Origin of the sequence: Pelagicoccus mobilis (assembly GCF_016595505.1) — a bacterium.
In the GTDB taxonomy this organism is placed as follows: Bacteria; Verrucomicrobiota; Verrucomicrobiia; order Opitutales; family Opitutaceae; genus Pelagicoccus; species Pelagicoccus mobilis.
In genome coordinates this window covers 112,896-139,725 of sequence record NZ_JAENIL010000012.1, presented here as the reverse complement: position 1 = coordinate 139,725, position 26,830 = coordinate 112,896, and the positions used below count along the sequence as shown (strand labels likewise).

General features: G+C 54.2%; 19 protein-coding genes. 12 read left to right on the top strand and 7 right to left on the bottom strand.

Annotated elements, in window-relative coordinates; translation table 11 throughout:
* Positions 1 to 147: 147 nt before the first annotated feature.
* On the top strand, positions 148 to 315 hold the full coding sequence (locus JIN87_RS08335; protein ID WP_200355085.1) for a hypothetical protein: 168 nt from the start codon (positions 148 to 150) through the stop codon (positions 313 to 315).
* 172 nt (positions 316 to 487) lie between these two features.
* Positions 488 to 988: a ferritin gene (locus JIN87_RS08330; protein WP_200355084.1), complete on the top strand. Its 501-nt coding sequence runs from the start codon at positions 488 to 490 to the stop codon at positions 986 to 988.
* 79 nt (positions 989 to 1,067) lie between these two features.
* On the opposite strand, the gene JIN87_RS08325 is transcribed toward JIN87_RS08330, so the two are convergent.
* Positions 1,068 to 1,823, bottom strand: a complete 756-nt coding sequence (locus tag JIN87_RS08325; protein ID WP_200355083.1) for a hypothetical protein — start codon at positions 1,821 to 1,823, stop codon at positions 1,068 to 1,070.
* 70 nt (positions 1,824 to 1,893) lie between these two features.
* Entirely contained in the window at positions 1,894 to 2,529 is a 636-nt protein-coding gene (locus tag JIN87_RS08320) for a MarC family protein (protein ID WP_200355082.1), read from the bottom strand.
* A 114-nt stretch (positions 2,530 to 2,643) separates the two neighbouring features.
* On the opposite strand from JIN87_RS08320, the gene dmeF reads away from it, so the two are divergent.
* A complete protein-coding gene (gene dmeF / locus JIN87_RS08315) occupies positions 2,644 to 3,615 on the top strand; it encodes a CDF family Co(II)/Ni(II) efflux transporter DmeF (protein WP_200355081.1) in 972 nt (323 codons plus the stop codon).
* An 82-nt stretch (positions 3,616 to 3,697) separates the two neighbouring features.
* Positions 3,698 to 5,050 (top strand): hypothetical protein, encoded by a 1,353-nt coding sequence (locus JIN87_RS08310; protein WP_200355080.1) that lies wholly within the window; start codon positions 3,698 to 3,700, stop codon positions 5,048 to 5,050.
* Positions 5,051 to 5,341: 291 nt separating this feature from the next.
* On the opposite strand, the gene JIN87_RS08305 is transcribed toward JIN87_RS08310, so the two are convergent.
* Together JIN87_RS08305 and JIN87_RS08300 are read right to left on the bottom strand one after the other, a co-directional pair.
* A complete protein-coding gene (locus JIN87_RS08305; protein WP_200355079.1) occupies positions 5,342 to 6,529 on the bottom strand; it encodes an MFS transporter in 1,188 nt (395 codons plus the stop codon).
* 366 nt (positions 6,530 to 6,895) lie between these two features.
* Positions 6,896 to 7,621, bottom strand: coding sequence for a sugar phosphate isomerase/epimerase family protein (locus JIN87_RS08300; protein WP_200355078.1), 726 nt, complete (start codon positions 7,619 to 7,621; stop codon positions 6,896 to 6,898).
* 240 nt (positions 7,622 to 7,861) lie between these two features.
* Here JIN87_RS08300 and JIN87_RS08295 point away from each other — a divergent pair, with 240 nt between their 5' ends.
* From JIN87_RS08295 to JIN87_RS08280, 4 genes are all read left to right on the top strand, one after another.
* On the top strand, positions 7,862 to 9,232 hold the full coding sequence (locus tag JIN87_RS08295) for a sigma-54-dependent transcriptional regulator (protein WP_200355077.1): 1,371 nt from the start codon (positions 7,862 to 7,864) through the stop codon (positions 9,230 to 9,232).
* 31 nt (positions 9,233 to 9,263) lie between these two features.
* Entirely contained in the window at positions 9,264 to 10,598 is a 1,335-nt protein-coding gene (locus JIN87_RS08290) for a sensor histidine kinase (RefSeq protein WP_200355076.1), read from the top strand.
* 340 nt (positions 10,599 to 10,938) lie between these two features.
* A complete protein-coding gene (locus JIN87_RS08285) occupies positions 10,939 to 13,374 on the top strand; it encodes an ABC transporter permease (protein WP_200355075.1) in 2,436 nt (811 codons plus the stop codon).
* A gap of 57 nt (positions 13,375 to 13,431) precedes the next feature.
* On the top strand, positions 13,432 to 15,852 hold the full coding sequence (locus JIN87_RS08280) for an ABC transporter permease (protein WP_200355074.1): 2,421 nt from the start codon (positions 13,432 to 13,434) through the stop codon (positions 15,850 to 15,852).
* 32 nt (positions 15,853 to 15,884) lie between these two features.
* Here JIN87_RS08280 and JIN87_RS08275 read toward each other — a convergent pair whose 3' ends face one another.
* Both JIN87_RS08275 and JIN87_RS08270 read right to left on the bottom strand, forming a co-directional pair.
* On the bottom strand, positions 15,885 to 17,630 hold the full coding sequence (locus JIN87_RS08275) for a sensor histidine kinase (RefSeq protein ID WP_200355073.1): 1,746 nt from the start codon (positions 17,628 to 17,630) through the stop codon (positions 15,885 to 15,887).
* A 284-nt stretch (positions 17,631 to 17,914) separates the two neighbouring features.
* On the bottom strand, positions 17,915 to 18,553 hold the full coding sequence (locus JIN87_RS08270; protein ID WP_200355072.1) for an OmpW/AlkL family protein: 639 nt from the start codon (positions 18,551 to 18,553) through the stop codon (positions 17,915 to 17,917).
* Between the two features lie 351 nt (positions 18,554 to 18,904).
* Between JIN87_RS08270 and JIN87_RS08265 the strand changes: the two genes are divergently transcribed.
* The 4 genes from JIN87_RS08265 to JIN87_RS08250 all read left to right on the top strand — a co-directional run bounded on the left by JIN87_RS08265 (position 18,905) and on the right by JIN87_RS08250 (position 24,998).
* Positions 18,905 to 20,158, top strand: a complete 1,254-nt coding sequence (locus JIN87_RS08265; RefSeq protein WP_200355071.1) for an HlyD family secretion protein — start codon at positions 18,905 to 18,907, stop codon at positions 20,156 to 20,158.
* A 65-nt stretch (positions 20,159 to 20,223) separates the two neighbouring features.
* The gene (locus tag JIN87_RS08260; protein WP_200355070.1) at positions 20,224 to 20,934 is read left to right on the top strand and encodes an ABC transporter ATP-binding protein; all 711 of its coding nucleotides are present in this window, start codon (positions 20,224 to 20,226) and stop codon (positions 20,932 to 20,934) included.
* Positions 20,935 to 21,042: 108 nt separating this feature from the next.
* Entirely contained in the window at positions 21,043 to 23,502 is a 2,460-nt protein-coding gene (locus JIN87_RS08255; protein WP_200355069.1) for an ABC transporter permease, read from the top strand.
* A gap of 41 nt (positions 23,503 to 23,543) precedes the next feature.
* Positions 23,544 to 24,998, top strand: coding sequence for a TolC family protein (locus JIN87_RS08250; RefSeq protein WP_200355068.1), 1,455 nt, complete (start codon positions 23,544 to 23,546; stop codon positions 24,996 to 24,998).
* A 71-nt stretch (positions 24,999 to 25,069) separates the two neighbouring features.
* Here JIN87_RS08250 and JIN87_RS08245 read toward each other — a convergent pair whose 3' ends face one another.
* Positions 25,070 to 26,764, bottom strand: coding sequence for a sulfatase family protein (locus tag JIN87_RS08245; RefSeq protein ID WP_200355067.1), 1,695 nt, complete (start codon positions 26,762 to 26,764; stop codon positions 25,070 to 25,072).
* Positions 26,765 to 26,830 lie beyond the last annotated feature (66 nt).

Below are 26,830 nucleotides of genomic sequence, written 5' to 3'. Positions count from 1 at the left end.
CGACCCGCCTTTCCGTTTCTGAAAGATGCTTCGCAAACTCCTCTCTACCAACAAGAATCCCTCTCGGGGTGGCCTTAATCCTCCACGGAGTAGTCGTGAGCGCCACTCTTCGCTAAACTCCGGCCCTCTCTAAGATTCCGAACCACTATGAAGCTGAAATTCAAATCTCTCTGCGGCATCAAAAAGAACGCCTTCAAAGACCATTTCGACGAAATCCAGCTTCTCGTGGCCCGCCCCAAGTTCGTCTGCGGCAAATGCGCTCGCGTCGCCGGTTGCGGCAAGCACCTCTGCAAAGCCCGCAAGCTGACCGCCTAAACGGCAGCACAACAATCCCACTCCTCCTCGCCTCATCAAGCCGAACACATCTTGCGCAGTTTACTACGTAACGTTACGTTGCAAACTGCGCAGCCCCACCCGCCAGAAGTAGTTCTTGATTTTGCTGGGTCGTGCACTCGACAAGCCTCACAAGTCGTTGCACTTTACCGACATGAATCTTTCAGAAGACCTAGCCAACGCACTTAACGCCCAGATCGGGATGGAGTTCCAAGCGAGCTACTCCTACCTCTCGATGTCGTCCTACTTCGAAGCCAACTCCTGGGACGGATTCGCTAGCTGGATGTCGATGCAAAGCGACGAAGAGCGTGACCACGCTATGAAGTTCTACACTTACCTTCTAGATAGAGGTGCAACCGTGAAGCTACCCGAGCTAGAAGCACCGGCGTACGACTTCGACTCGCCTCTCGCTGTGTTCGAGGCAAGCTACGCTCAGGAGCAAAAAGTCACTGCGTCGATCAATAATCTCTACAAGATCGCCCACAACAACGACGACTTCGCCACCGTTTCCTTCCTTAAGTGGTTCGTAGACGAACAAGTCGAAGAGGAGAAAAACGTGACCGACATGATCGAAAAGATTAAGCGAGCCCAGCAGAATCCGGACGCCATGTTGATGATCGATCAGCTCGCTGGCTCCCGGAAGCCAGAAGCGTAAACCATTTCCGAAAGCCGTCTTCTCAGAAGACGGCTTTTTTGTGGGAGCGTGCTTGTCACGCGATCGCTGGCTATCACCCTCACATCCGCTTACGTCCTCCCCCACCTGGGCGTCCGCCACCTGGCTTGCCACCACCGCCTCCCCGCATTGGACGCATACCTCCCTCCGGCTTGTATTCATCTGACAATGACACCAGAGATTCATCAATCGGCATTGCCTCTAATTCTACCACCCTCATCTCGAAGCGATTCTTACCCGATCCAGCCTCAATCAACAAAGGCAAACCGCGCCCGTCACGGAAGTAGATTGCCAGCAAACGTTCCTTTCCCTCGAAAGCCTTTACTCTAGGCAAGGCCACACCTGGCAACTCAACCTTGGCCTCCGCTAGCCAAATCCCCAGTTTGGTCCCTGCCCCCTTTAGCTGTTCAAGCCGACACTCGTATTCGAGAATCATCTGCCTGTCTTTTTTCACTACGACAGCCTTTTCCAATTCATCCTCCGGCGACTTACCTTTGCTTCCCTTGTCCCCCTGAGGCTTCATCCCGCGACCACCTCCCGGTCCCATGCCTCCAATCATGCGGTAGGACTTTCCGCCTTCATTCACTAAAAAGGCGGTGCGTTCTCCCAAGTCGCCTATCCGTAGATCAAAAACCTGCTTACCTGACTTCAATTCGGAGCGCCACTTGTCGCCTTTGAACATAACCGTGTAAGTCATTTTCATACCACCACTATCTACGTCATAAATAATCCGACCTTCGAAGGGCTCGGCCTCATCGCTCCAGGCGATAGTCCGAATGACAAAACAACTACAGATCAAAAACAGAGAGAAACGCATGCCTCCGCAGACCCAGCTCACTCAACTGAGTTTCCACAAGATCCCTAAATTACAGAAATGTAATCCGAGGCTATGAGAACACCCCAGATGCCCTTAATCCATCGAAAACAAACTGCACTGCTAGAGCCGCTAAAAGCAAGCCAGCCAAGCGCGTCACAACGCGTAAAAACAGAGGGTTCAACCAGGTCGCTCCTCGGTTCGCCAAACGCAGTACTAGAAAACTAACTACACAAACCGACACGATAGCAGCATAGAGAACTCCTTGATACTCCCAACTCTCCGCTTGGTTCGCCAACAAGATCACAGTAGAGATCGCGCCCGGGCCCGCGAGCAATGGGACAGCCAACGGAGTAACCGCAACATCCTCCTTTCGCGATCCCGCAGCGCTCTCTTCTGGAGAGATCTTTCCCCGCGACGGACGAGCTTGCAGCATATCCAAGGAGATTAAGAGCAATAAAATGCCGCCGGCCGTCTGAAATGCCGCGACCGATATCCCCAAAAAGTCCAGCAGCTGAGCCCCCGCAATCGCGAAAGCGAGCAATACAAAAAGCATGATCGAACATGCCAAGCTAACCATCTTTGCCCGAGCTTCTCGGCTATCCCCTTCGGTCATGGCTAGGAACACAGGCGCGATAGAAATCGGCTCCACAATCACGAATAAGGTTACGAAAGCCAACAACCCGTATTCAAACAGTCCCATGCTCATCTGCTATCTCAACCTCGCCTGATTGAAGCAATAAAATCCCCTAGCCACACTCATGTACAAGTCAGCATTGCCCTAGCCCTCAGCCCAACTTATCTTCTCCTAATCCCACCCCTCATGGACCACACTCACGACGACCACCACGCCCACTCCCACACTTTCGGTCAAGACCAGCAAAAAGCGGGCGAACGCCGCACCATCATCGTCATCGCGATCACCTTCGCTATGATGATCATCGAGATCGGCGCCGGTATACGATACGGCTCCATGGCCTTACTCGCCGACGGTTTGCACATGGCTTCCCACGCCGCCGCGTTGGCAATCACCGCCTTCGCTTACATCTACGCCCGCAAAAACGCCAGCAACCCGAAGTTCTCCTTCGGCACCGGAAAAGTGAATGCCCTCGGCGGATTCACCGGAGCTCTTCTCCTGGCCGGCTTCGCACTGATGATGGCCTGGGAAAGCATCGAACGCCTACTCAATCCGGTCGAAATCCAATTCAACTGGGCTATCGGCGTTGCTATCATTGGCCTCATCGTCAACGGCGGCAGCATGCTCATCCTGGGCGATCACCACCACGGGCACGACCATGGCCACGGACACGGGCATAGCCACGACCACCATCACGGGCACAGCCATAGTCACAGCGAAGACCAAAACCTCCGCTCCGCCTACCTGCACGTCATGGCCGACGCGCTCACATCCGTCACCGCCATTTTCGCCCTACTCGCAGCCAAGTATTTCGGATGGATCTGGATGGATCCAATCATGGGCATCGTCGGTTCCATCCTCGTCGCCAACTGGTCAGTTGGCCTGCTCCGCACCACCAGTCACACCCTTCTCGACCACCAAGCTTCGGACGAAACCTTAACAAAGCTCCGCCAAGCCATCGAAACCGATAAGGACAAGATTATCGATCTCCACATGTGGTCCATCGGCCCCGGCATCCACAGCGCCATGATCACCATCCTGAGCGACTCCCCCCAAGAACCCGAAACCTACAAAGCCCGTATCCCCAAGGATCTCAAAATAGTTCACACCACTATCGAGATACACGAAGAGTCATCTATCCCGGAACCTGAGACCTGAAACCCAACACCCTTTCTTTACTTTTCACACTGAACTCCCCACCCTCCCGGCCTCCTAATAATTTCAAACGACACAAGAAGCCGTGGACACTCCAGAAAAAGAAACCCCAGAAGAAACAACTCCCCCCACTCCCCTAGAACAAGCCCGTCAGGCCATCGCTCAAGCCGACGCCATCGCCCAACGCGACCGCAACGCCTTCGAAGAAGCGATCAAAGGCTTCAATCACGCCATCGAGCTTCTGGAGAGCGAAGAAGAGTCGGACACCAAGCTCCACCTCCTCGGCTGGGCAGAGATGGGCAAGGCCAACGCCTACTCCAATTCCGATACCCAAGAAGGAATCGAAAAGGCAATCGCCGGCTACCAAGTCGCCATCAAGCACTTCGACGACATCAAAGAGCCGAGCGAATCCAACAAGGCGGACATCGCCGCCGTTTGGGGCAACATCGGACACACCCAGTCGCGCGTTCCCGCCAAGGAAACGCTCGAGCAAGCGACCAACTGCTTCCGCCAATCCATCGTCATTCTCGAGGAACTCCCCTGGAAGGACAATCCACGCTACCGCCACCAGCTGGCAGCCACCTGGCTGAATCTCGGCAACGTCTACTCGCGCCAAAGCCACCCGCAAAAGCCAGAGCAGCGCACCATCGACGCTTACGAAAAGGCGCTCGAAATCATCGACGAGCTCGACAAGGAAGATACCGCGATCGGAGCTCTCGTAGCCAGCATTCGAGCCAGCCTCGGCCGAGCTCTCATGTGGAGCACCCAACAAGATCACCTCAATCTCGCCATCGCATCCTTCGATGAAACCATCCGCACCCTCGCGGGCATCAAGGAAAAGAAGGACCCGCGCCTCGTCATCGAAATGGGCTCCGCCCACGCCAACCGAGCCAACCTCTTCAGCCGAGCGAAGCCCACTCAGGATACCGTCCAAGAGACCATCAGCTCCTCAGAGTTCGCTCTCAAGATCGCCAGCGCCAACGAAAAGACTCACCTCGTCGCCGCGGAAATCTCCCTCAGCGCCCGCCGCTCCTACTGTCACGCCTTCGGCATGCTCATCGGCAACCAGCCAGCGGATAAGCAAGAGGAACTGCACGACAAAGCATCCGACCTCCTCGAAGACGGCCTCAAGCTCGTCGCCCACTGGGAACAGAAAGGAGCCCAAGGCCTGCGCCAATCCGCTCAGCACCTCTTCCACCTCGGCTGCGCCTTCTACTGCACCCAGCAGCCACACTTCCTGCCGGAATTCGTGAAAGAGAATCTCGATCTGGAAAAGCCCGACGAAATCATGCGTCAGTCAGCCGAGAAGATCGTAGCCGAAGCCATCGAGCGCGTAAACAAAGCCGATGCCGGCGACAGCGAAGTAGCCAGCGCCCTCGACGAAACGCTCGAAAAGCTCAAAGCAGCCGCTCCCAAGAAAGACGAAAAGCCAGCGTAAAAGGTAGGGCGGCCTCGCCGTAGGCCGCCGTGGAGCCTTGATCCTGCATTGCGCATTGGCGTCAACTAACCTGAAAAACGTCTCCAAAACGTCCTTCTTCTCCTTCTCCATCTTCTTCTAAAAATACAGACTCCAAGCCTGTAGCACCCCTCTCCGAACAAGAAGCAGAAGCGGATGAAGAAGAAGATGAAGAGCCTTTGAACGCTTAAGTTGACCCCAATTTGCATTGCGGCTGACTGGGCCACTCAGACCTACCTCGTTGCCTGCTCAAAAGAAACGCGGCCTCTAGGTCTAGCCTCCCGTTTCACCCGAACGCTCACGCTCCACAGGTTTAAACCCCGCCCAAAGCAGGACCAAAGCCGCCCCCACAAAAATCAAGCAAGCCAGGTTCACGTAGCGCTGGTCAACCGCCGCCACGTGCCCCGCCACCGCAGTGCCCGCAAAACGCGAGGTACCGATCACCAGCATCGTGTACACCCCCTGAATCGAATTCCGATAGGACTCGTCCGCCAGGCTGTTAATGTACACCGGAGGGATCACCATCATCCCGCAAATCATCATTCCATGCAGCACTTGCGTACCGATCGCCACCGGCAAGTTCGGAAAGGCGAACATCAGGCCAAAGCGCAAGACCGTCGCCCAAACACTCGCCAGCATCACGGCACGCAATCCCCAACGCTTTTGCCAACGGGATAAGCGAATAATAAAAAACACCTCGATAGCAGCCCCAAACACAATCACCACTCCCACCCAATGCTTGGCCAACCCAAGGTCCTCCGTCAGGTAAATTGGATACATCACGTGGTAAGCCGATGAAGCGGCGAGCAATAGAAACATCGAGACAGAAAACACCACATTCCTGCGCCCGAACAGAGCCTTAAACGCCGCCCCCGTCGGCAACCCCTGAGCCCGTTTCGCTGTCTCCCGCCTTCCACGATCAGGTAGCACAAAAGTGTTCGCGATAATAAGGCAAAACGCAGCGAACCCGAACCAGATTCCCACGCTTGAGTCACCCGTCAATTTAACGGGATAAACTGTAAGCAACAAAATCACCACGTATCCATAAGTCCCCCACACGCGCAACTCGTTGTAGTGGACCTCCGGCTTCCCCAACTCCTGCTGCTGTTTAGCGAACCCAAACACGATCCCATCATGCAACGGAATCATCGCTGCGATCGCCAACGAGTAGACGAAATACCAGATCGTAACCGACCAGAACCCCGAGCTCATCAGCATGCCAAAAATACACGAACCCGTGATCACGCCCAACGCCGCCATCAAACGCCGAGGCGTCACCGCCGTATCCGCAATCAAGGTAATCAACGCCGGACTCAGAACAATCGCCCACCCAGAGATCCCCAGCGCGTAGCCCACCTGCTCCTCATCAAACCCACGCTCCCGCAACATGATGGCAAGGTACGGCATCACCGCGCCGAACGTGCCAAAGAGCAGGAAAAACTGGTTACGAAGCGGCCACATTCCCGCAACATCCTCAGCCCCTACCCAAAGGCAACTCCCAAAGCACAAAAGAACGACTCCCCCAATAGCGCAACCGGAGGGCAATGCTCCGTCATTGCCAACAGCCCCGAAGGTAGCGTCCGTTGTCCCCAACGGACACCAAGCCGCTCCTCCCACTTACGCCTATCACAATTTAGTGAACCACCGAAAAAGACGATCTGCGCCGATAGGCTCAAAGGTATCCTCCATTCATCGGTGCGCATCGTCTCTATCGGTGGTTACCACAGCAGCACACATACGCTTCCACTCGAAACGCCAAAGAACCAAAACAAAAAAGGCTCCCCCAACGGAGAGCCCCAGAAAATCAGTTCTTACCAGCGAACCAGCCTAGTGCTTACAGCACTCACCCTTCTTCTCCACATGAGAGTCGAAGAACACCTTCGCAGCCTTTACGAACTCAGTCGGATCCGCGGCGAACTCCTTGCTGTCAGTCTCGATCGCCATAACTCCATCCCAATCATCTTCGAGAAGCTCCTCGAACAGCTCCGCGTAGTTCGCGTTACCCAAACCGATGAAGGTATCTAGCGGCTTCCCGTTATCGGCCATCACATCCAGTCGCTTGTCCTTCAGGTGCATGTCGTAAACTCTGTCGCCATAATTCTTATACGTCGATACGGCATCAAATCCGGCAGCAGTCACCCAGCCGATATCCATACATACCCCGATACGGTGGTCACGCTCCGCCAAAATTTGCTTCACAGTCGCAGGATTCCCATAAGTCGTTCCCGTACCGTGATTGTGCACAACCATCTTGATGTCATACTCCTTTACCAGCTCCTCAAGATTTCCCCAGATCATTTGATCCTTCGGCTCGACCACAATCATCTCCATACCAAAAAGCTTAGCCACCTCGAATAGCTTACGATTTTCTTCCTTATCCATAGACGTACGGCTCACCCCAATCGTATAAGCCTTAACCCCATGCTTCTCTAGAAACTCGAGCTTTTTGAGGTTAACCTCCTCCGGATCGCTCGGATCGATGTGCTTTCTGTAAAACTGGACATACTTGATGTCATGCTCCGCCGCAAACTCCACAGCCTCCTCGAACGTCATATTCCGACAAGTCCACGACTGAAGTCCAAGCTTCGGTGCCGCAGAAACGCTAGAAAACACAAAACAAACGGCCGCAATAGCCAGGGGTACGAGTCTTTTTGAGATCATGAGCCCACCCAATCATCTTACCCGCCCCCAGCAAGCACTTCTCTCGACTTTCCACGCTTAAAAGTTTCAACCTGTACTTGAGCCAAGCCTCCCTACGAATAAGGTAGCATCACCTCCTCCCCTATCCATTCCATGTCTCGATCTCAATCCAACCGTATTCTCATCGCCGACGACAACAAGGATGTACTCCAAGCCATCCGTCTCGCCCTCAAGTCCGAAGGCTACCAAGCCGATTGCGTGCAATCTCCGGCCGACGCCCTAAAGCGTATCCAGCAAAACGAATACGCCACCGCGATCATCGACCTAAACTACCACCTGGACACCACCTCAGGGCAAGAAGGCATCCAGCTCCTCGAAGACATCCGCGAGCGAGAGCCAGACCTCCCCATCGTCGTCATGACCGCCTGGGCCACCATCGACGTCGCGGTCGAATGCATCAAGCGCGGAGCCAACGACTTTCTGCAAAAACCATGGGACGACGAACGCCTCATCGCCATCGTCCGCTCCCAACTCCGACTCAACGACGCCCAACAGCAAAGCCACCGCCTCCGCGAAGAAAATCGCACCCTTCGCAAAAACAAGTCCGCCGGTTTCATCGCTCAATCCCGAGCTATGAAACCCGTGCTTGAACTCGTGGAAAGCGTAGCCGACTCCGATGCCTCGATTCTCATCACCGGCGAAAACGGAACAGGCAAAGGCGTAATAGCAAACCTGATACACCAAAACTCAGGACGCAAAGAGTCACCCTTCATTTCCGTAAACATGGGCGGCATCCCGGACGGAGTATTCGAGTCCGAACTCTTTGGTCATGTCAAAGGAGCCTTCACCGACGCCAAAGAAAACCGAATTGGTCGCTTCGAACTCGCAGCCGGCGGCACCCTCTTCCTCGACGAAGTCGCAAACATGCCGCTCGCTCAGCAACAGAAACTGCTGCGCGCCTTGGAAACACGCGAGTTCGAACGCGTCGGCTCCTCGCGAACCCAGACCTTCGACGCCCGCCTCATCGTCGCCACCAACGCCAACTTGCAAAGCGAAGTCGAGCAAGGCCGCTTCCGCATGGACCTTCTCTACCGCCTCAACACCATCAGCATCCACCTTCCCCCGCTCCGCGAGCGTGTAGAAGACATCGAGCCACTCGCCACGTCATTCCTTTCCCGATACACAAAAAAATACCGCAAGGACGATCTCAAAATTTCCGAAAAAGCACTCGACGCCATGAAGAACTACGAGTGGCCCGGAAACATCCGCGAGCTCGACCACTCCATCGAAAGAGCCGTACTCACCACAAGAGCAGACGAGATCAGCGACACCGCCCTCGGCCTCCAGCAGTCAGCCGCCAGCCCCAGCAGCAGCAATCTCGACGACATGAGCCTCGAGGAAGTCGAAGCCTACCTCATCAAACGCACCCTCTCACGCTGCGAAGGCAAAGCCAACGAAGCCGCCAAGGAGCTAGGACTCAGCCGCTCCGCATTCTACCGCCGCATGCAACGCTACGGCCTATAGCCATGCACGCGTCAACCTCCAGCACCGACCGTTGAAACAAAACAGCATCTCCTTCGAGGCCTCCATCGTTCTAAAGGCCGCGCTCTGCGCCCTCCCGTCTTTCCTGATGACGATCGGATTGCTCGTCTACTTCGGGGCCGAATGGGAGATGTGGGTCACCTGCCTCACTCTCATACTCGCGCCCTTCCCATTCATGGCGTGGAGCTTGACGACATGGATCTCCGCCCCGCTCCGAGTCGCCTCAAACGTGATCAGCTCGATTCGCGAAGGAGACTTCACCCTAAGAAGCCGTCGCACAACAGAAGCCAACGGAACCATCGTCGAACTGTACGAGGAAATCAACGCCATTGCCGCCATCCTCGACAAGGGACGTATCAGCGCCATTGAGACACAAAAGATCATCGACAAGATCACGGTCAACATCGACGTCGCCACCCTCATCGTAAACGAAGATCGCGTAGTCACCAAGGCCAATGATACAGCCAAAGAGCTCATAGCATCCATCAACCAGTCAGACTCAACTCCAGAGCAAAAAACCGTCGACGAACTGGATATCTCCTTCGTGCTCGATCAATCCACCCAAGACTTCAGCCGCTTCAGCTACGTCCACGAAGGACGACGCTTCGAAGGAAGACGCGGTCTCTTCATGCTGGAAGGCGAACGCTTCGACCTCATCTTGCTCACCGACATCACCCGAGCCGCCAACGAACAAGAACGAGAGTCATGGAAACGACTGCTACGTGTTCTCGGACACGAGCTAAACAACTCCATAGCCCCCATCAGCTCACTCTCAAGCACCCTCTCAAAAATCACTCGCAACACCGACCTAGATGACGAAACCAAGACCGACATCCTGGACGGTCTCGATAGCATCACCAGCCGCTCGAAAAACATCGTCAGCTTCATGAGCGACTACACTCGACTCGCCAAGCTTCCCGAACCGCAAGTCGAAGCCATCCCACTCGCCCCCCTCGTCCAGTCAACCTGCCAGCTTTTCTCCGACGTCACCTCCATATCCAAAGACCTGCCAAACCCCACCGTATCCATCGATCAATCACAATTTGAGCAAGCCCTCGTCAACTTGCTCAAAAACGCAAAGGAAGCAGGCAGCGGCAGCCCCGGCAGCGTCATTTGCTCCATCCATGTGGAACCGAATCGAGCCACGATCAGCATCGAAGACGACGGCCCTGGAATCGCAAACCCCGACAACCTCTTCGTGCCCTTCTACTCAACCAAATCGAAAGGCAGCGGCATCGGCCTCGTCCTGAGCAAACAAATCATCGAAGCCGTGGGCGGGACCATTACCTTGAAGAATCGCGAAAACGCACAAGGCTGCTGCGCCACGATCCAACTAAACCTAGACTAGGCACCCTCCCCTCAAACGGCGCACCACCGTAACCCGCTCCGCCACGAGCAACAGGAGGGCACTGCTCCGTCAGTGCCGAAACAGTCAGCTCCGCCGTCACGCCCCACTCCATTCGGGCAGGAATCCCAAAAACGGGATTTTTTACGTCCCAATTTCGCTCCTCGAACCGGAGCCCAAGTAGGCCGACGAATAAGCAAAATTAGATACGCTTGAGCACCAATCCCTTACGGTTTCTCGCAGAATTCTGGCACGCCACCTGATTGGACTAGTCCAGCACCTTGCCCGTGCCTCCCCGACGACCCGCCGCTCCTCCAGAGCAAACATCCAACCACTGCTCGTCATGCTCAACGACCTACGCTTCGGCCTACGCCAGCTGATGAAGTCGCCAGGCTTCACCCTCATCACCGTCTTCACCCTCGCCATCGGCATCGGCGCCAACACCGCCATCTTCAGCATGATCAATGCCTACCTCATCAAGCCTTTGCCCTATGGGGATCCGGATCGGCTTGTAAGTCTCTGGCACGATTCTGGCACCGGAAACAATGGCTTCTTCACCCACGGAAAACTGCTAGCAGACATTGAAGCCAACTCCGAGCAAATCGCGGCCTTTATCGGGGCAACCTCAAACCAATCGTCTCTCAGCCTCACCGGTATCGGCACCCCTAAGATGCTCAACGGACTGCAAGTCACTGGCCCCTTGCTCAAAACGCTCGGCCTTTCCCCGACCCAAGGGCAAGACTTCTCCGAGGACCACCAGTCAGCGACGGGAGATCACCTCGTAGTCCTTCTCTCAGAAAATGTTTGGAAACAGTACCTCAACAGCGATCCCGATATCGTAGGGAAGTCCATCGTGCTGGGCCATCAAAGCTACACGGTCATCGGCCTCTTCGAAGGAAAGCCGACGCAAGCATGGATACATTGGGCGTCATGCGACTTCTTGATTCCTGCAGCGCTGCCCAAACACCCTTGGAAGGAAAACTACTGGGAGTTCTACACACTGGGCCGCCTCGCCCCAGACGCATCCGTCGCGTCCGCCACACAAGAGATAGCAGCCATCAAATCTCAATTCTCCAATCGCTACTCACAATTCGTTCGAGAATCAAAAGTAGTCATACAAACCCTACGAGACGGTGGCTCCGATTTCGTTTCAAAGACCACCTACTCCTTGCTCATCGCAGTCGGACTGGTCTTGCTCATCGCCTGCGCCAACGTAGCCAATCTCCTATTCGCAAGAGCGACTGCACGACAATCCGAGCTCGCCCTACGCACTGCCATCGGAGCATCAGGCTGGCGTATCGTCCGCCTGCTCCTCTGCGAGAGCACTCTCCTTTCCTTGGCTGGCGCCGCTGGCGGGCTGATCATTTGTATCAACTCCCTTCCCTTACTAAACAGCTTGGTCGATCTCTCAAACTGGCCTGAAATGGAGTTCGCAATCGACTTTCGCGTGCTCGCTTTCACACTCACCATCAGCGTAGCTACAGGCCTCCTCTTCGGCGTGTTTCCGGCAATTAAAGTGCTGCGGGAAGGATCAGCAAGAGGGCTCAACGAAATGGGCCGCTCATTCACCCGCTCACGCGGCAACGGACTTCAAGCATCTCTCATCGTTTGCGAGATCGCTCTTTCCGTGGTTCTCCTCGTATCCATCGGTCTACTACTAAAGAGTACGAACAATGCTCTAAATGAAGACCGCGGGTTCGACGAATCCAACAGCTATTCTTTCATCGTCGCAAGAAATCCGAAGCCAATTCCCGAGGCGACAAACGAAGAAATCAGACTAGATAGAACGCGCTTTTCCACTGAACTTGTCGGACAACTCAAACAAATTCCAGGGGTAGAGAATGCCACCATGATCTCGCAGCCGCCTATGGATCCTCGCAATGGCGTTTGGAGAAAAGTCTTCTGGCGCGACGATCAACCCGACGCACCCAGAAACTACACCGCAGGCTTCCTAACCGTAAACGGCGATGCGTTCTCTATCCTGGACATCCCGCTCATTCGCGGCCGTCTCTTTGATCCAAGCGACCAACGAATCGACGCCCAGAGAATAGCCATCATCGATGAAATCCTCGCCAAAGAAAAATTTCCCGACACAGACCCCATCGGCCACACAATCCACATTGATGGACTGGACTACCAAGTCGTAGGCATAGTAGGTAGCATCATCTCAAGGTGGCTTGACGAAGGAAAAGACTCCGTGGTCTATGCGCCCCAAATCCACTCACCTTGGAATACCAGCTACCTCGTCAAAAGTCGCCTGACCCAAAGCGAACTAGAGGGAAAGGTCTTACAATCCGTCGCAACCGTCGACCCCGACCAACCAATAGGCACGCTCAACAAGCTGGAACAGCTCGCTAAAGATACACTAAATTATCGCTATGTAATAAACATTCTCATAGCATTATTTGGAGCTATCGCCATCCTCCTCGCCAGTATCGGCATTTACGGCCTCATGACCCACCTCGTCGAACAGCGGACACGAGAAATTGGAATCCGCCTCGCCATCGGAGCCTTCCCTCATGAGATCATTGGGATGGTCCTTAAACGAGGGATCGGACTCGCCGCCATCGGGATTGGAACCGGACTCGCATGCGGGGTGTTCGCAATGCTCATTCTCGCACATTCGACCTACTACCTATTGTATCATGTATCTCCATACGATCCGATTGTTTTAGTAAGCGTCGCCATCTTCGTTTTCCTCGTCACTGCATTCGCAAGTTGGCGACCTGCAAGAAGCGCCAGCACGATCCACCCATCCCAAGCCCTGCAGCTGGATTAATTCCAATTCGATAAAGCCAACCATAGAACAGTATCCAACATCCAACCACTGCTCGTCATGTTTAACGACCTCCAATTCGGCCTCCGTCAGCTGATGAAGTCGCCAGGCTTCACCCTCATCACCGTGCTCACCCTCGCCATCGGCATCGGCGCCAACACCGCCATCTTCAGCCTAATAAACGCCTACTTCCTCAAAGCTCTCCCTTATGAGAACGCCGACCGACTGGTAGCTATCTCCTACGATACAGGCGAAAAGGAACCCGAATACTCGACCAAGGGAAAAATGCTCGAGGACTTCGCGGCAAACTCCAGCCAACTGGAAAGCTTGATCGGCTTCACCAACAGCGGCGGCACCTTCACCTTAACCGGGATCGAAACGCCGACTGAACTCAAAGGCCACAACGTCACAGGCCCCATACTCGCGACCATAGGACGCAGCCCGATCCTCGGAACCGATTTCACTCCAGAACATCAAACCAGCGATACTCAAGTCGTCCTGCTGTCGGAAAAAGCCTGGAAACAAAACTTCAACAGCGATCCCAACATCGTCGGAAGATCGATCCAACTCAGTCGACAAAGCTATCGCGTCCTCGGCGTCTACGATGAAAAAGCCATCACGACCTTCGCATGGTGGCAGCCCTCAGACCTGATGGTTCCAGCTTCGATCTCCCAATACCCTTTCAAGCTCGATTGGGACTATGCTACCGTCGCGAAACTCGCACCCAGAGCAACCCTAGCATCTGCCCAACAAGAACTTCACTCAATCAAGACAACCCTCGGCAAACACTACTCAGACCGAGAACAAGAATCCATAGTAGTGGTCAACACACTACGTAGCGACAGCTTTGGACATCTATCCAAGCCGACAATCATTCTGCTCGCATCTGTCGGCCTCATCCTACTCATCGCCTGCGCGAATGTTGCGAACCTCTTGTTCGCCAGAGCAACCGCCCGCCAGTCGGAACTCGCCCTTCGCACCGCTATCGGAGCGTCGGGCTGGCGTATCGTCCGCCTTCTCCTCTCCGAGAGTGCTCTCCTTTCACTCGCCGGCGCCGCGGGGGGACTAATCATATGCCTAAATACCCTACCGCTGCTCAGTCGACTCGTTCTCTTCTCAAGCTGGCCCGAGATGGACTACTCGATCGACTTGCGCGTTCTCGCTTTCACCCTCGTTATCGGGGTCGGTACAGGAATCCTCTTTGGCGTATTCCCCGCCCTGAAGGCGCTTAGCCAAGGATCGGCAAAGGGACTCAGCGAAGCAAGTCGCACCACAACCGCCTCCTACGGCAACCAGTTGCAGTCCTCCCTCATCATTACCGAAATCGCCTTGTCAGTCGTACTCCTCGTATCCATCGGACTACTACTAAAAAGCACAACCAACGCCCTCAAAGCGGACAGAGGGTTCCAAGAGTCGAACAACTACAACTTCGTCGTTTCGAGAATACAGGAAGAGCGCCCCAAGAACGCGCCCGAACCAACTCAAGAAGAAGTGAAGATCGAACGTACGCGCTTCTCCAACGAACTCGTCGAACGACTCAAAGCGATCCCCTCCATTGAAAACGCTGCCATGGTTTCCCAGCCCCCGATGGACGATAGAAATGGAATCTGGCGCAAAGACTTTTGGAGAGACGATCAGCCCGATTCTCCTAAAACCTATCGAATCGGATTGCTCCAAGTAAACGGCGACGTTTTTTCAATCCTCGAGATTCCACTCATCAGAGGAAGAGTCTTCAATGAAAGCGATCAACATATCGACGCCCACAAAGTAGCCCTTATCGACGAACAACTCGAAAAGGAGAAATTTCCAGACATCGACCCGATCGGCCAAACAATCCACACAACAGGACAAGCCTATCAAATCATCGGTATCGTCGGCAACATCACACCAAGAAGATTGGACGAAAAAAGGTACCCAGTCGTATACACCCCGCAAATACACGCACCATGGAATACGAGCTACATCGTAAAGTCGCACCTTAGTCACAGCGAACTGGAGAGAAAAATCCGCGAGACCGTCAAATCAATCGATCCAGACCAACCCATCGGAGAACTTAAGTCACTCGAACAGCTCGCCAAGAAATCCCTAAACTATCGCAGCGTCATGAACACCCTCATATCCCTCTTCGGATGTGTCGCGGTCCTTCTCACTAGTATCGGGATCTACGGACTAATGACCTACCTGGTGGAGCAACGAAAACGCGAAATCGGCATACGCCTCGCCATCGGAGCCTATCCCAAAGAAATAGTGAGCATGATCATCAAACGCGGAATGTTTCTCACCTCCATTGGGGCGGGGGCGGGAATTGTCGCAACATTCCTATTCGGAAGATTCCTCGCCTACCTGCTGTATCAAGTGTCTCCCTACGACCCTCTCATCCTCGCCAGCGTTGCTCTATTCGTATTCATCGTAACAGCCGTCGCCTGCTGGCACCCGGCTCGCACAGCAAGCGGCATTCACCCTTCGCAAGCGCTACACTAAAGAGAGAAGACGCAATCGCTCAAAAAATCCCGCTACTTCTCCCGCGGAACCATCAACGTGAAAGTCGTCCCCTTACCAAGCAAGCTTCGTACACTGATTCCGACGCCCAAACGCTCGCACATATTCTTCACGACATAAAGGCCAAGGCCCGCTGAGCTTTCTCCACCTGTCGGTTTGGCGGATAAACGAACGAACTTCCCAAAGAGTTTTTCCTGGTCCTCGGGGCCGATTCCCGGGCCGGTATCCTCAATTTCTATACATATTTGCTTCGACTCAGCACGCGTTCGAACGACAACTCGACCATACTCGGGCGTGTACTTCACCGCGTTGCTAATCAAGTTGTTCAAACAAATAACGAACCAGTCCGGATCGGTGCTAATGAGCGTTCCGTCCGGGGCGTCGCTTTCGCAAGACAACTGGATGTGCTTACGTTTCGCTTGCTCCTTGTGCAGCTTGCACGATTCTTCGATCATGCGCTCCGGATTTACATCGCGCTTAACGAGCCGTACCTCGTGACCCTCAATCCGAGAGACATCCAGCAACGTTTCGACCATAGAAAGCATCGACTCCGAACTACGCTCGATGTCCTGCACAAACTCGGAAAGATCGTCCTTTTCGAGATCAGTCACCGAGCAGAGCCCCAAGATCCCGTTAAGCGGATTTCGCAGATCGTGAGCCACAATCCCGATAAACTCATCCTTCTCTTTATTAAGCTGGGAAAGCGTCGCGTTCGCATTCTCCAAAGACGCAGAGCTCTCTTCCAGCTCCGCCTTCTGAGATTCGATCTGCCTGTTCGTCTCGAATAGCTCCTCGTTACGCCTTTCAAGACGAACATGGTATCGCTTGATCGCAGCGATAAAGATCCAAGCCACTACCACAGTGGTAACGAGAGCGATCAGGAGATTGACCAAGAGCTCTTTCTTGTAAGGAGCCAGCATCGCCTCCTCCGTTTGCTCCACGATCAGATACCACTGCAACTCAGGAACAAAACGACAGTTCAGAAGCCGTGTCTTGCCATCGCGTTGGTACGATAGATTAGCCACATCGCCAGCCAGCAACGCCTCGGCCTCTTCACTCAGGCCCTCCACGTCACCCAGATTCGCATAATTCAGCATCGGGCTATTCGAAGGACGCAAAACCATCTTGCCCTCCGTATCCACAAAATAGATCTGTCGGTCGTACTTCGCTTCGTATCGACTGATCAAGTAGTTCACTCGATTGACAGTCAGGCCAACTCCAGTCGCTCCAATAAAATTGCCTTGGTAGTCCTTAACTCGGTAGTTGATGAAAATCGTCATCTCATCGCGATTGGCGAGATCCGGGTCCACGTTGATCTCATAATCGCTCGCCATATCACGCACCCGGAAGTACCAGCGATCCCGCGCATCATCCTCTTTAATCTCCTTCAGCAAGCCCTGCGGATGATAGTACTTCCTGGACTTATCCGAGACGAAGAAGCTGCTCACTGTGCTATACTTGATCTTGATCTCATGCAGATACTTGGTGATCGCGCTTTCATCGACCTCGCCCTGCAACGCCCAGTCTTTCAGAAAAGTGTCATTCGCCATCAGCGACGAAATAAACACCGGGCGCAGCAGGTCCCGCTGGATCTCCGAATAGACATTGTCCGACGTCAGCGGAAGCGAGGTTTCTACGATCGTTTGCCGAACGTTTCGTTTCGAAACGAGATAGCTACTAATGCTGTTAGTAAGGAAGCCTAGCAAAAGAAGCAGGCAAACAAGCCATGCCCAGCGGTATTTTCGAGAGAACGGAATCATAACAGAGCTTCAAAAGACGGTCCGACCATGCGGTCGCCCCTAGCCATTTCAAGGCGATAGAGCGCAAAACAAGGCAATTGTTGAGCCAACCACCTCTATCAGGGTTCACCCTAGGAAGAATCACCCCACAAAAAAGGTTCGTCATCCTTTTCCGGGGAGTCGCGAATCTGAACAATAGAGCACGAGCCATATTGGTAGCGTCCGTTGTCCTCAACGGACAAAAAAGGCCACCCTCGAACAAGGGCGGCCAAATGGGGGATAAAACAAAATTGAGTAAAGTATCCTTAGAAGCGATACGAAGCACCGAAGCTCCAGAGCAGAGGATCAAGCTTAGCAGTCGTCAGGCGAGCGCCACCTGCCGTGACATCCGATTCGAGGTCGATCCACTTCACGCTGCCATCAAGCAACCACTTTTCGTTAACCATGTAGCGAAAACCGCCACCAAGCGCGAGACCGATGCTGTAGTCTTCAAGATCGAGATCCACATCTGCAACCTTCAGGCGCGTGTTGGTGATCCAGGTGAAATTCACACCGCCGGAAACGTAAGGGACAAAACCGCTCTCGTTTTGAAACTCGTAGATGAGGCTCAATGTCGGAGGCAGGTGCTCGAGCGTACCAAGCTTACCAACGCCCTCAAGAGAAACATCGTGCTTCTGAGGAATGGTGAGAACCAGTTCGCCAATCAGATTCTCAGTAAAGTTGTAAGCAACGTCGATCTCCGGGATCCACTTGCTCTCTACCGAAACCGCATCTTCCGCGAAATCGATGCCGAGCGCCGAAAAGGCGTCGGACTCGTTCGCAGTATCCAAGTAGGCCATACGGTACTTGATTTCCCAAGTTCCTGCAGGAGCCGCGTCGGCGAGGCTGGCGATAGAGGCGAGTGTTACGAGCGCGAGCGCTCCAAGACTTAGTCTGTTCTTCATAATAGGTAGTTTGATTATTAAATTACCTTTTATTCTTCATTAGATGTCCGTCAATTCGCTTTTCGGGTAGAAAGACCCTCTATTTCTGTAACTAATCCTCCCTAGCGCGGTAACTGATCACTGACGTGCCCTCTCCCCGGCCGTTTTTGTCCCAAAAGTGGGATTTCATCCGTCTCACTGCTGGGACACTCAACTGCCCCAAACTTCGTCAACATTTCCCAAAAACATTTTTCTCACTGCTAAACAACAACTTACAGTTTTCGGTAACCAAGTTGGCACGACTCGTGTTTAAAGAAGCCAGAAACCAAAAACTCTATATCCTGAACCTCCCGACTCTCACTATCCTCCCAAATGGACATCGTACGCACTGACATAAAGAAGAAGAAACGCCGCAACCGCATCATTTTCGGATCCTCGACTCTCGTTGTGGTCGGACTCATTGGCTGGTGGCTAATGGGGCTCGACGTATCCACTCCGACCGTAGAAGAGGAACGCGTCTGGCTCGGCGACGTCGAACAAGGCGAAATGATGCGTGAAGCTCGTGGCATCGGCACCCTCGTACCGGAAGACCTCCGCTGGATCGCATCCGAAACGAGCGGTCGCGTAGAGCGAATCATCGTCCGCCCAGGCGCTTGGGTTGAACCTGACACTCCCATCATGGAGCTGAGCAATCCCACTCTCGAGCAACAAGCGCTAGACGCCCGGCTCGCTTTCGAGGCGGCCGAAGCCGACTATCTCACCTACGACGTACAGCTGCAGAGCAACATTCTCCAACTCCAAGCCAATCTCGCCCAACTCGAGGCTCAGCAAAAAGAGGCCGCCCTCGACGCCGAGATCGACACCGAACTCAACAAGGAAGGACTCGTATCCGACCTGCAAATGCGCCGCTCCATCCTGCGCCACGAACAGCTCACCACTCGCCTCGAAATCGAGCGACGCCGCCTTGAATTCAGCCAAAAGAATTTGGATACACAACTCTCCGCTCGCAAAGCCTCCGTCAACCAGGCCAAGGCCCGCTACGATCTTCTCCGAGATCAATACGAAGGTCTCACCGTCCTAGCTGGCGTAGCAGGCGTACTCCAGAAGCAGACAGTCGAAGAAGGCATGCAAGTCGGCATCGGCCAAAACCTCTCCCAAGTCGCTGACCCGAAAAACTTGAAAGCGGTCGTACGCATCGCCGAAATCAACGCCAAGGACCTGAGCATCGGCCTCACCGCGGTCGTCGACACCCGCAACGGAAAAGTCCGCGGCTCTATCGCCCGTGTCGATCCAAACGTCGAGAACGGCACCGTCGCCGTCGATATCCACTTCACCGAAGAGCTTCCAGATGGAGCCCGCCCCGATCTCACAGTTGAAGGCGTCGTCGAATTCGAGCGCCTCGCCAACGTCGTAAAGGTCAAGCGACCCGCTTCCAGCCGTCCGGAATCGCAAATGACAATCTTCAAAATCGCCGCCGACTCAGACATTGCCCTGCGCGTGCCAATTACCTACGGTAAAGCTTCCGTAAGCCAAATCGAAGTCATCCAAGGCCTAAACCCTGGAGATAAAGTTATCCTCTCCGACATGAGCGATTGGGACGACTACGACAAAATTCGTATCCAGTAACTCTTTACTAAACAACACAACCTGAACCTAACACCAAGACACTAACACCCAACTCACCTAACACTATGTCCGAAATCAACTCCCCTCTCATCCACCTCAAAGACATCTCCAAGGTTTTCCTGACAGACGAGATCGAAACCCATGCTCTCTCCGGCATCAATCTCGACATCAACGAAGGCGAGTTCCTATCGATCAGCGGCCCCTCCGGTTGCGGCAAGTCCACCTTGCTCTCCATCCTTGGCCTGCTCGACTCTCCATCAGCTGGCTCCTACTCCCTCGCAGGTCGAGAAGTCGCTAGCCTCAACAACAACGAACGCTCCCGTATCCGCAATCTGGATGTCGGCTTTATTTTCCAAAGCTTCAACTTGATCGGAGACCTCACCGTCTACGAAAACGTTGAGCTTCCCCTCGTCTATCGCGGCCTCAAAGCGTCCGAACGCAAAACTCGCGTCCTCGAAGCGCTGGAAAAGGTACAAATGTCGCACCGCCAAAGTCACTACCCGCACCAGCTATCTGGTGGTCAGCAACAGCGCGTCGCCGTTGCCCGTGCTCTCGGCGGCACTCCTCGCATCCTCCTCGCGGACGAGCCTACCGGTAATTTGGACTCCAAGAACGGCGGTAAGGTTATGGAAATGCTTCAGGAACTAAACAAGGAAGGAGCCACCATCTGCATGGTGACCCACGACGAACGCTACAACGACATGGCCTCCCGTATCGTCCATCTCTTCGATGGTAAGGTCGTAGACGAAACAGTCGCCGCCGTCGCCCAGGCTTAATCCAACTCTCGCTCCCCTCTCTCGTATTCACCGTCCACATACAGGTCGGTCGGGGACGCTGTGTCCCTAAACCATCACTTGCACTAACACTCTACACATTTCTCCCAAATGTCATTTACGAACGATCTTAAAGTCGGCATGCGCCAATTCGGACGCAACCCAGGCAGCATGATCATGGCCATCATGGCCTTTTCACTAGGTCTAGGCCTTGTCGGCCTTATGCTGACACTTGTCTTCGGGGTGGTGAAAGGACACCCGGAAAATATCGATTTCGACGAAATCTATGTGCTACAGTGGGACGAGTCGACCCGCCACCTTTGGAAATCTGGCGGTCAATTCGGTTTCATCCGCCCCAAGGATTTTCGCGACATCGATGAACGCCAGGAGGTATTCGAGAATTTCGCCTTCATGCGAAATCACACCTTCAACGTAGTGATCGATAAATACGCCGAACGGTTTGAAGGGAGTTTCGTTTCGCACGATCTCTTTGATACCCTCGGGGTGAAACCGCACCTCGGCAGCTTCTTCCAAAAAGGAGACGATGAGCCGGATCGCTTGAAAAAAGCCGTTATTAGCTACGATATCTGGAAGAACCACTTCGAGAGTCGAGAAACCATCATCGGCCAATCCTTCAATATCAACGGACAAGCCGCTACAATCATCGGCGTAGCACCTGAGGGATTCGACTTTCCATCCCGTAACGACGTGTGGATGAATGACACCACCGACTATATCAACATGTCGCGAATCGACGGTAACGGACTCTTCGTTCTAGCAACCTTGAAAGAAGGACAGACACTCGCCTCAGCATTGGCTCCCATGAACACGATAGCCAAGAGCATGTCCGAAGAGTATCCAGAAACCAATACGGGATACATCGCATTCGAGATAACTCCTCTCTCTGAAAATTTCATCGGCGAAGACTTCCCTCGCATGGTCTACATTCTTGTCGCCTGCTCGCTCATGGTTTTGCTGATCGCTTGTACCAATGTAGCGAACCTCACACTTTCCCGAGCAACGACCCGAGTCAAAGAGCTCGCCATCCGCGCTTCACTTGGCGGCAAACGCCAACGCCTCGTTTTTCAAATGCTTGTCGAAGGGTTAGCGGTAGCCTTCTTCGGTGGCATCGGAGGCCTGATCATCGCTATCTGGACGAGTAAAATGATTTGGGCCTTCGTCCTTTCTGCCTCTTATGCCAACCCTCCACGTTGGATGAGTATGGACGTCGACCTAACAACGATCGGATACCTCGCCCTAATCACGCTTGTTGCGAGTATCATCGCGAGCATCGTCCCCGCCCTCCGCGCTTCACGCACCGACGTAAACGAAATCCTCAAGGACAACTCAAGAGGAGCTTCCAGCCTTAAAATGGGAGTTTTCTCGAAGATTCTCGTTCTAGCTCAACTCTCCGTATCTTGCGGATTGCTCATAGCAACCACCGCCATGGTCAACGGGGCTAAGGAGGCAGCCGTATTCGAACCTCCATACGATCCGAGCGAGATTATGACCGCTCGCTTCGACTTCCCCGAATCCTACTTCCCTGGCGAACAAAGAGGAGAGGCCATTCGTCGCCTGCAAGAGCTCATGGAACTCAATCCAAACCTTGAAGGAGTCGGGTTCTCCACTTCCGTTGACATGCTCTTCAACTGGGATTCACGCTGGGCCTTACGCGGTCGCGAAGCCGCGACCCGTGAAGACTACATTCAAGCACGCAACGAGATCGTATCCGATAATTACTTCGAACTGCTCGACATCCCCATACTGTACGGACGAGGATTCGAAGCGATGGACCGTGGCGAAAATGCCGAAAAAGTCTGCGTCATAAATGAACAACTCGCCAAACGACTTTGGCCAGATGATATCCAAGACGCTATCGGTCAACAAATCCGAGATGTCTACTCCGACACAATCCCATGGAGCACCATCATTGGTATCGTTCCAGATACAAAGATGGCTGGCCCCGGAGCAAACAAGACCGACGAACAGCTCGGAGGAGTTTATCGCCCTCTGAGTTCAGCGAACGATCAACCAAGCCTCACCGTCTTCGCCAAAACAGGCGGAAATCCAACCGCCCAAGCGGACCAAATCCGCGCCATTCTGCACAACGAGGACGAAAGCTTCGCGCTCTACCGCATCAAGACCGTCGCATCCGCAGTCAAAGAGAGCCAATTCGGAGTTATCTTCTTCCGCAACATCTTCGGTATGTTCGGCGCAGCTGCCTTCTTGCTCGCATCAATCGGAGTATACGGCGTCATGGACTTTTCGATACGTCAGAAATTCCAAGAGTACAGTATTCGCCAAGCGCTCGGAGCTGGCCGCCAGACAATCTTCAAGCACGTATTCAAGATGAGTAGCTGGCAGATCATCCTCGGGGTGGTAATCGGCAGCGCGATCGGCTATGGAATACTTGGACTAATGACACAAAACCAAATGGTATCGCCGAGCGCGAACCCAGCCATATTCATTATTCCGATTCTGCTCATCGTCGGTGTCTCAATCGCGGCCCTTTACGCTCCCGCACGCTACGTCGTAAACGCAAACCTAGCAGACACCCTACGCGGAGAATAAAATCCCGGAACCCAACACCCGATACCTGCCACCCTTAAACCATGCTTCCCAAACTAACTGCCATTGCAGCGATATCTCTCCTTGGCCTCGGCAGCCTACAAGCCGACCAGCAAACAGCGCCCGAGGAGGTTGACCTGCCCAACCTAATTACGCTCGCCCTCCAACGCGACTTTCAGATCCGCATCGTCGGGCTCGACAAGGATATCGCCGAGCAAGGTGTAAAACAGGCCAGAGGCTATTGGGATCCAGCAGTTCGGGCGAGCCACTCCAACGGTTCGCTCGGAGGCGGAGGGGGTGCTTCCTCCTCCTTCAACAGCCAGGAAGGAGAGGTCACCTCGGCGTCGATCGCAACCAACATCTCTACCGGAGGACGCATCACCCTCGACGCCGCGGCAGGGCGCTTCGAAAACAACTTCGGACGTCAAGATACCTATGCCGCAAACGCCGGTCTCGCTCTCTACCAGCCGCTCCTTCGCAACTTCGGATCCAACTCCTACAGCTTCATCAAAGTCGCCAAGCGCAACCTGGAACAGTCCGAGCAAGCCTTCAAGCTGCAGGCCATCGCCACCGTCACCAACGCCATCACCCTCTACAACCAGACCGCCCTGCGCAAAGGTTCCCTTCAAGTGGCCGAACAAAGTCGCGAACTCACCCAGCAGCTGGTTGAGGATACACTCAAACGCGCGGAACTCGGCACCGTGGAAGCTCGTGGGGTCGAAGTCGCCGAGACTCGACTCTCTCAGCGTGAAGCAAACGTAGTACTGGCCCGCCGCTTGTACCTGGACTCTCTCAACGAGCTCAAACGTTTTGTATCCAACGAGGCCCTTGCCCTCGTCAACTGGCAAATCGACATCGGAGCGATGCCCGCCCCCGAAGCCTGGTCTGGAAACCTGTCTGAGGATTTCGAATACGCGCTTCTAAATCGCCCAGACTACCTGCAAGCAAAACTCGAAATCGAGAAAGCCATCATCGACGCCAAAACCGCAGAAAACGCCACCCTCCCATCGCTCGATCTCAACGCCCGCGCTTTTCGCACAAACTTCGGCGACAGCTTCACCAGCAGCTACAAGGGACTTAGCTCTGCCGAAACCGACCTTTTTCTAGGCGTCACTTTCAGCCGACCTTTGCTCAACCGCAGCGCTGGAGCGCGAAAAGCCTCAGCTCTCATTTTCCGCGAACGAACCCACCTCGTAGAAAAGCAGCTCAAGCAAAGCATCGCCATCCAACTCGACAACGCCGCACGCAGAATCAGCTCGGAAGCCCAAAGCCGGGAGCTAGCCCGTCAAGGACGCGAGTTCGCGGAACGCTCGCTTGAAGCGGAAGAGCGAAAACTCAAGCTCGGGCAAAGCACCACCTACTTCGTCCTCGAAGCGCAGGAAGACCTGACCCGCGCTCAAGTCCGCGAGCTAGACGCGATCGCCAACTACAACATCGCCGTCGCCCGCTACCACCAAGTAAAAGGCAGCACCCTCGCCGAACAAGGCATCCAGCTCTAGGGTTACGTCAGGTAACGCCACACTTCACTGTAGGGCGGGGCGCCGACCCGCCACTCAACAAGCGTGTCGCCTCACTCGCTAGGCGGCCATTTGATCTGCCCCGGCGTGTACCAGTAGATGTACTCCGTCCCCTTTTCAAGACGCGGTTCCTTCAAGGATTCGAACTCCGCAGAACCTTGAAAAGGATCTACGTCCATCGGAAACGGATGCTCGAAACCATCCACCACCGACTCCAAAATCCCGCGAAGAACAAGCCCTTGCTCGTAATAGCTAGAGTCGCCAAAACGATTGTTCATCTCGTACGGATCGCTGCTCAGATCGTAGAGCTGATCCGCGTCCCAATACGACGGGACTAGGCTCATCGTGATCGAAGCCTGACCATTGTCGAAGGTCCCAATATGATCGGGCACCTCCGCCAACTCACCCTTTTGCAACCGACTTAAAATCGAGTTTGGATAACGCAGAGCGATGTAGTGCAAATCCCCCTTGAGCACGGATCGCGTGTATCCGTTCTCAAAGTACGCGTAATCTCGCCCGTAGAACTCGCCATCGCCCAAGGCGTCCGCAAAGGATTCACCATCCCAGTCAAACGAGGCAGAAGCCTCCGACTCAGTCGCCAGATCCAAGATCGTAGGCAGCACATCGCACACCTGCACAATGCCCGACTGCCGCTTGCTGACGCCCGCGTCTCCCAGCCGTGTTGCAAAAAAGGGAACCTTCGTTCCACGCACGTAGCTCGTCGCCTTTCCGGGCTCCGTCCCGTGGTCCGACAGATAGAGAAGGATCGTATTGCGATCCAAATCACGTTCCTCCAGCTTCTTCAAAATCCCCGCGACTTGCAGATCCAACATGTACATCCCAACATCGATATGAGTTAACTCGCTTCCGTTGGCTCGCTCGATCATGTCTTTCTTGATCTGCTCGCGAGTGGGATAGTAATCCAGCGGTAGCTCGATCCTGCCAGCCGGAGACAGATAAGGATCGCCATCCAAGGCCTCCACATGGTTAGGCCCGTGGACCGAGGTCGAAGCAAAGTACATGAGAAACGGCCTGTCCCTCTCCACAGAGTCGAGGAAGTCCAAAGCTCCATTGAGTATCCATTCAAAATTATGGACACGAAGGTTTTCCTCCAACATCCCCGCCACGTCGAAATTTGCCCACAAGATGCTACGGGCCTGTTCGAATCCACTCACCTTTTGCACATGAGCCTCCAACAGAGCTTGGCGTTCAGCGAGAAGAGCTTGTATTTCAGGATCTGATACATCCGCATCTGTCGCGATCTCAGGAACGTCGATTTTGTAGGGGTCTCCACTCAAGTGCCACTTCCCAACGACTCCCGTCTGATAGCCCAATCGAGTAAACAGGCGGCCCATACTCAGCTCGCTCTCCTCCAGCTCCGTGTTCCATCCCACGCTGTAAATATCATCCAACGGGTTCTCCGCCATGAACTCCTCCGATCGGCAACGCCCCGGATACTTCGCCGTCAGCAGCGAATAGCGACTTGGCGTGCACATGGACGCGACACAGTATGCCTGATCGAATACAACTCCCCTACTCGCAAGCGTATCCAAAGTTGGCGTCGGCCGCTTGCCGCCATAGGCCCCGAGGTAGTCAGGCGACATGTCATCGCCAAAGATCACGATAACGTTGGGAGCGTCCTCCGCCAATTCAGGCAGCTCCAACTCGACCTTTGCGAAAAGCGGCAAAGCAAGGATCGGAAGAACACTACAAAATCCAACGAAAACGTTTCTGAACAAGGAGTACATAGGGCGAGAAACAAAGGATGAACAGTTGAACAGGAGTTGGCTGATTCAACAGCGATTCCAAGCACT

What these genes read in the sequence shown, in the direction of transcription:
- JIN87_RS08320 (WP_200355082.1), bottom strand. Translation starts at nt 2,529, where the DNA reads ATGAGCATGGGACTGTTTGAATACGGGTTGTTGGCTTTCGTAACCTTA.
- JIN87_RS08245 (WP_200355067.1), bottom strand. Translation starts at nt 26,764, where the DNA reads ATGTACTCCTTGTTCAGAAACGTTTTCGTTGGATTTTGTAGTGTTCTT.
- JIN87_RS08250 (WP_200355068.1), top strand. Translation starts at nt 23,544, where the DNA reads ATGCTTCCCAAACTAACTGCCATTGCAGCGATATCTCTCCTTGGCCTC.
- JIN87_RS08270 (WP_200355072.1), bottom strand. Translation starts at nt 18,553, where the DNA reads ATGAAGAACAGACTAAGTCTTGGAGCGCTCGCGCTCGTAACACTCGCC.
- JIN87_RS08255 (WP_200355069.1), top strand. Translation starts at nt 21,043, where the DNA reads ATGTCATTTACGAACGATCTTAAAGTCGGCATGCGCCAATTCGGACGC.
- JIN87_RS08275 (WP_200355073.1), bottom strand. Translation starts at nt 17,630, where the DNA reads ATGATTCCGTTCTCTCGAAAATACCGCTGGGCATGGCTTGTTTGCCTG.
- JIN87_RS08280 (WP_200355074.1), top strand. Translation starts at nt 13,432, where the DNA reads ATGTTTAACGACCTCCAATTCGGCCTCCGTCAGCTGATGAAGTCGCCA.
- JIN87_RS08330 (WP_200355084.1), top strand. Translation starts at nt 488, where the DNA reads ATGAATCTTTCAGAAGACCTAGCCAACGCACTTAACGCCCAGATCGGG.
- JIN87_RS08335 (WP_200355085.1), top strand. Translation starts at nt 148, where the DNA reads ATGAAGCTGAAATTCAAATCTCTCTGCGGCATCAAAAAGAACGCCTTC.
- JIN87_RS08285 (WP_200355075.1), top strand. Translation starts at nt 10,939, where the DNA reads ATGCTCAACGACCTACGCTTCGGCCTACGCCAGCTGATGAAGTCGCCA.
- JIN87_RS08265 (WP_200355071.1), top strand. Translation starts at nt 18,905, where the DNA reads ATGGACATCGTACGCACTGACATAAAGAAGAAGAAACGCCGCAACCGC.
- dmeF (WP_200355081.1), top strand. Translation starts at nt 2,644, where the DNA reads ATGGACCACACTCACGACGACCACCACGCCCACTCCCACACTTTCGGT.
- JIN87_RS08300 (WP_200355078.1), bottom strand. Translation starts at nt 7,621, where the DNA reads ATGACGTTCGAGGAGGCTGTGGAGTTTGCGGCGGAGCATGACATCAAG.
- JIN87_RS08325 (WP_200355083.1), bottom strand. Translation starts at nt 1,823, where the DNA reads ATGCGTTTCTCTCTGTTTTTGATCTGTAGTTGTTTTGTCATTCGGACT.
- JIN87_RS08260 (WP_200355070.1), top strand. Translation starts at nt 20,224, where the DNA reads ATGTCCGAAATCAACTCCCCTCTCATCCACCTCAAAGACATCTCCAAG.
- JIN87_RS08305 (WP_200355079.1), bottom strand. Translation starts at nt 6,529, where the DNA reads ATGTGGCCGCTTCGTAACCAGTTTTTCCTGCTCTTTGGCACGTTCGGC.
- JIN87_RS08295 (WP_200355077.1), top strand. Translation starts at nt 7,862, where the DNA reads ATGTCTCGATCTCAATCCAACCGTATTCTCATCGCCGACGACAACAAG.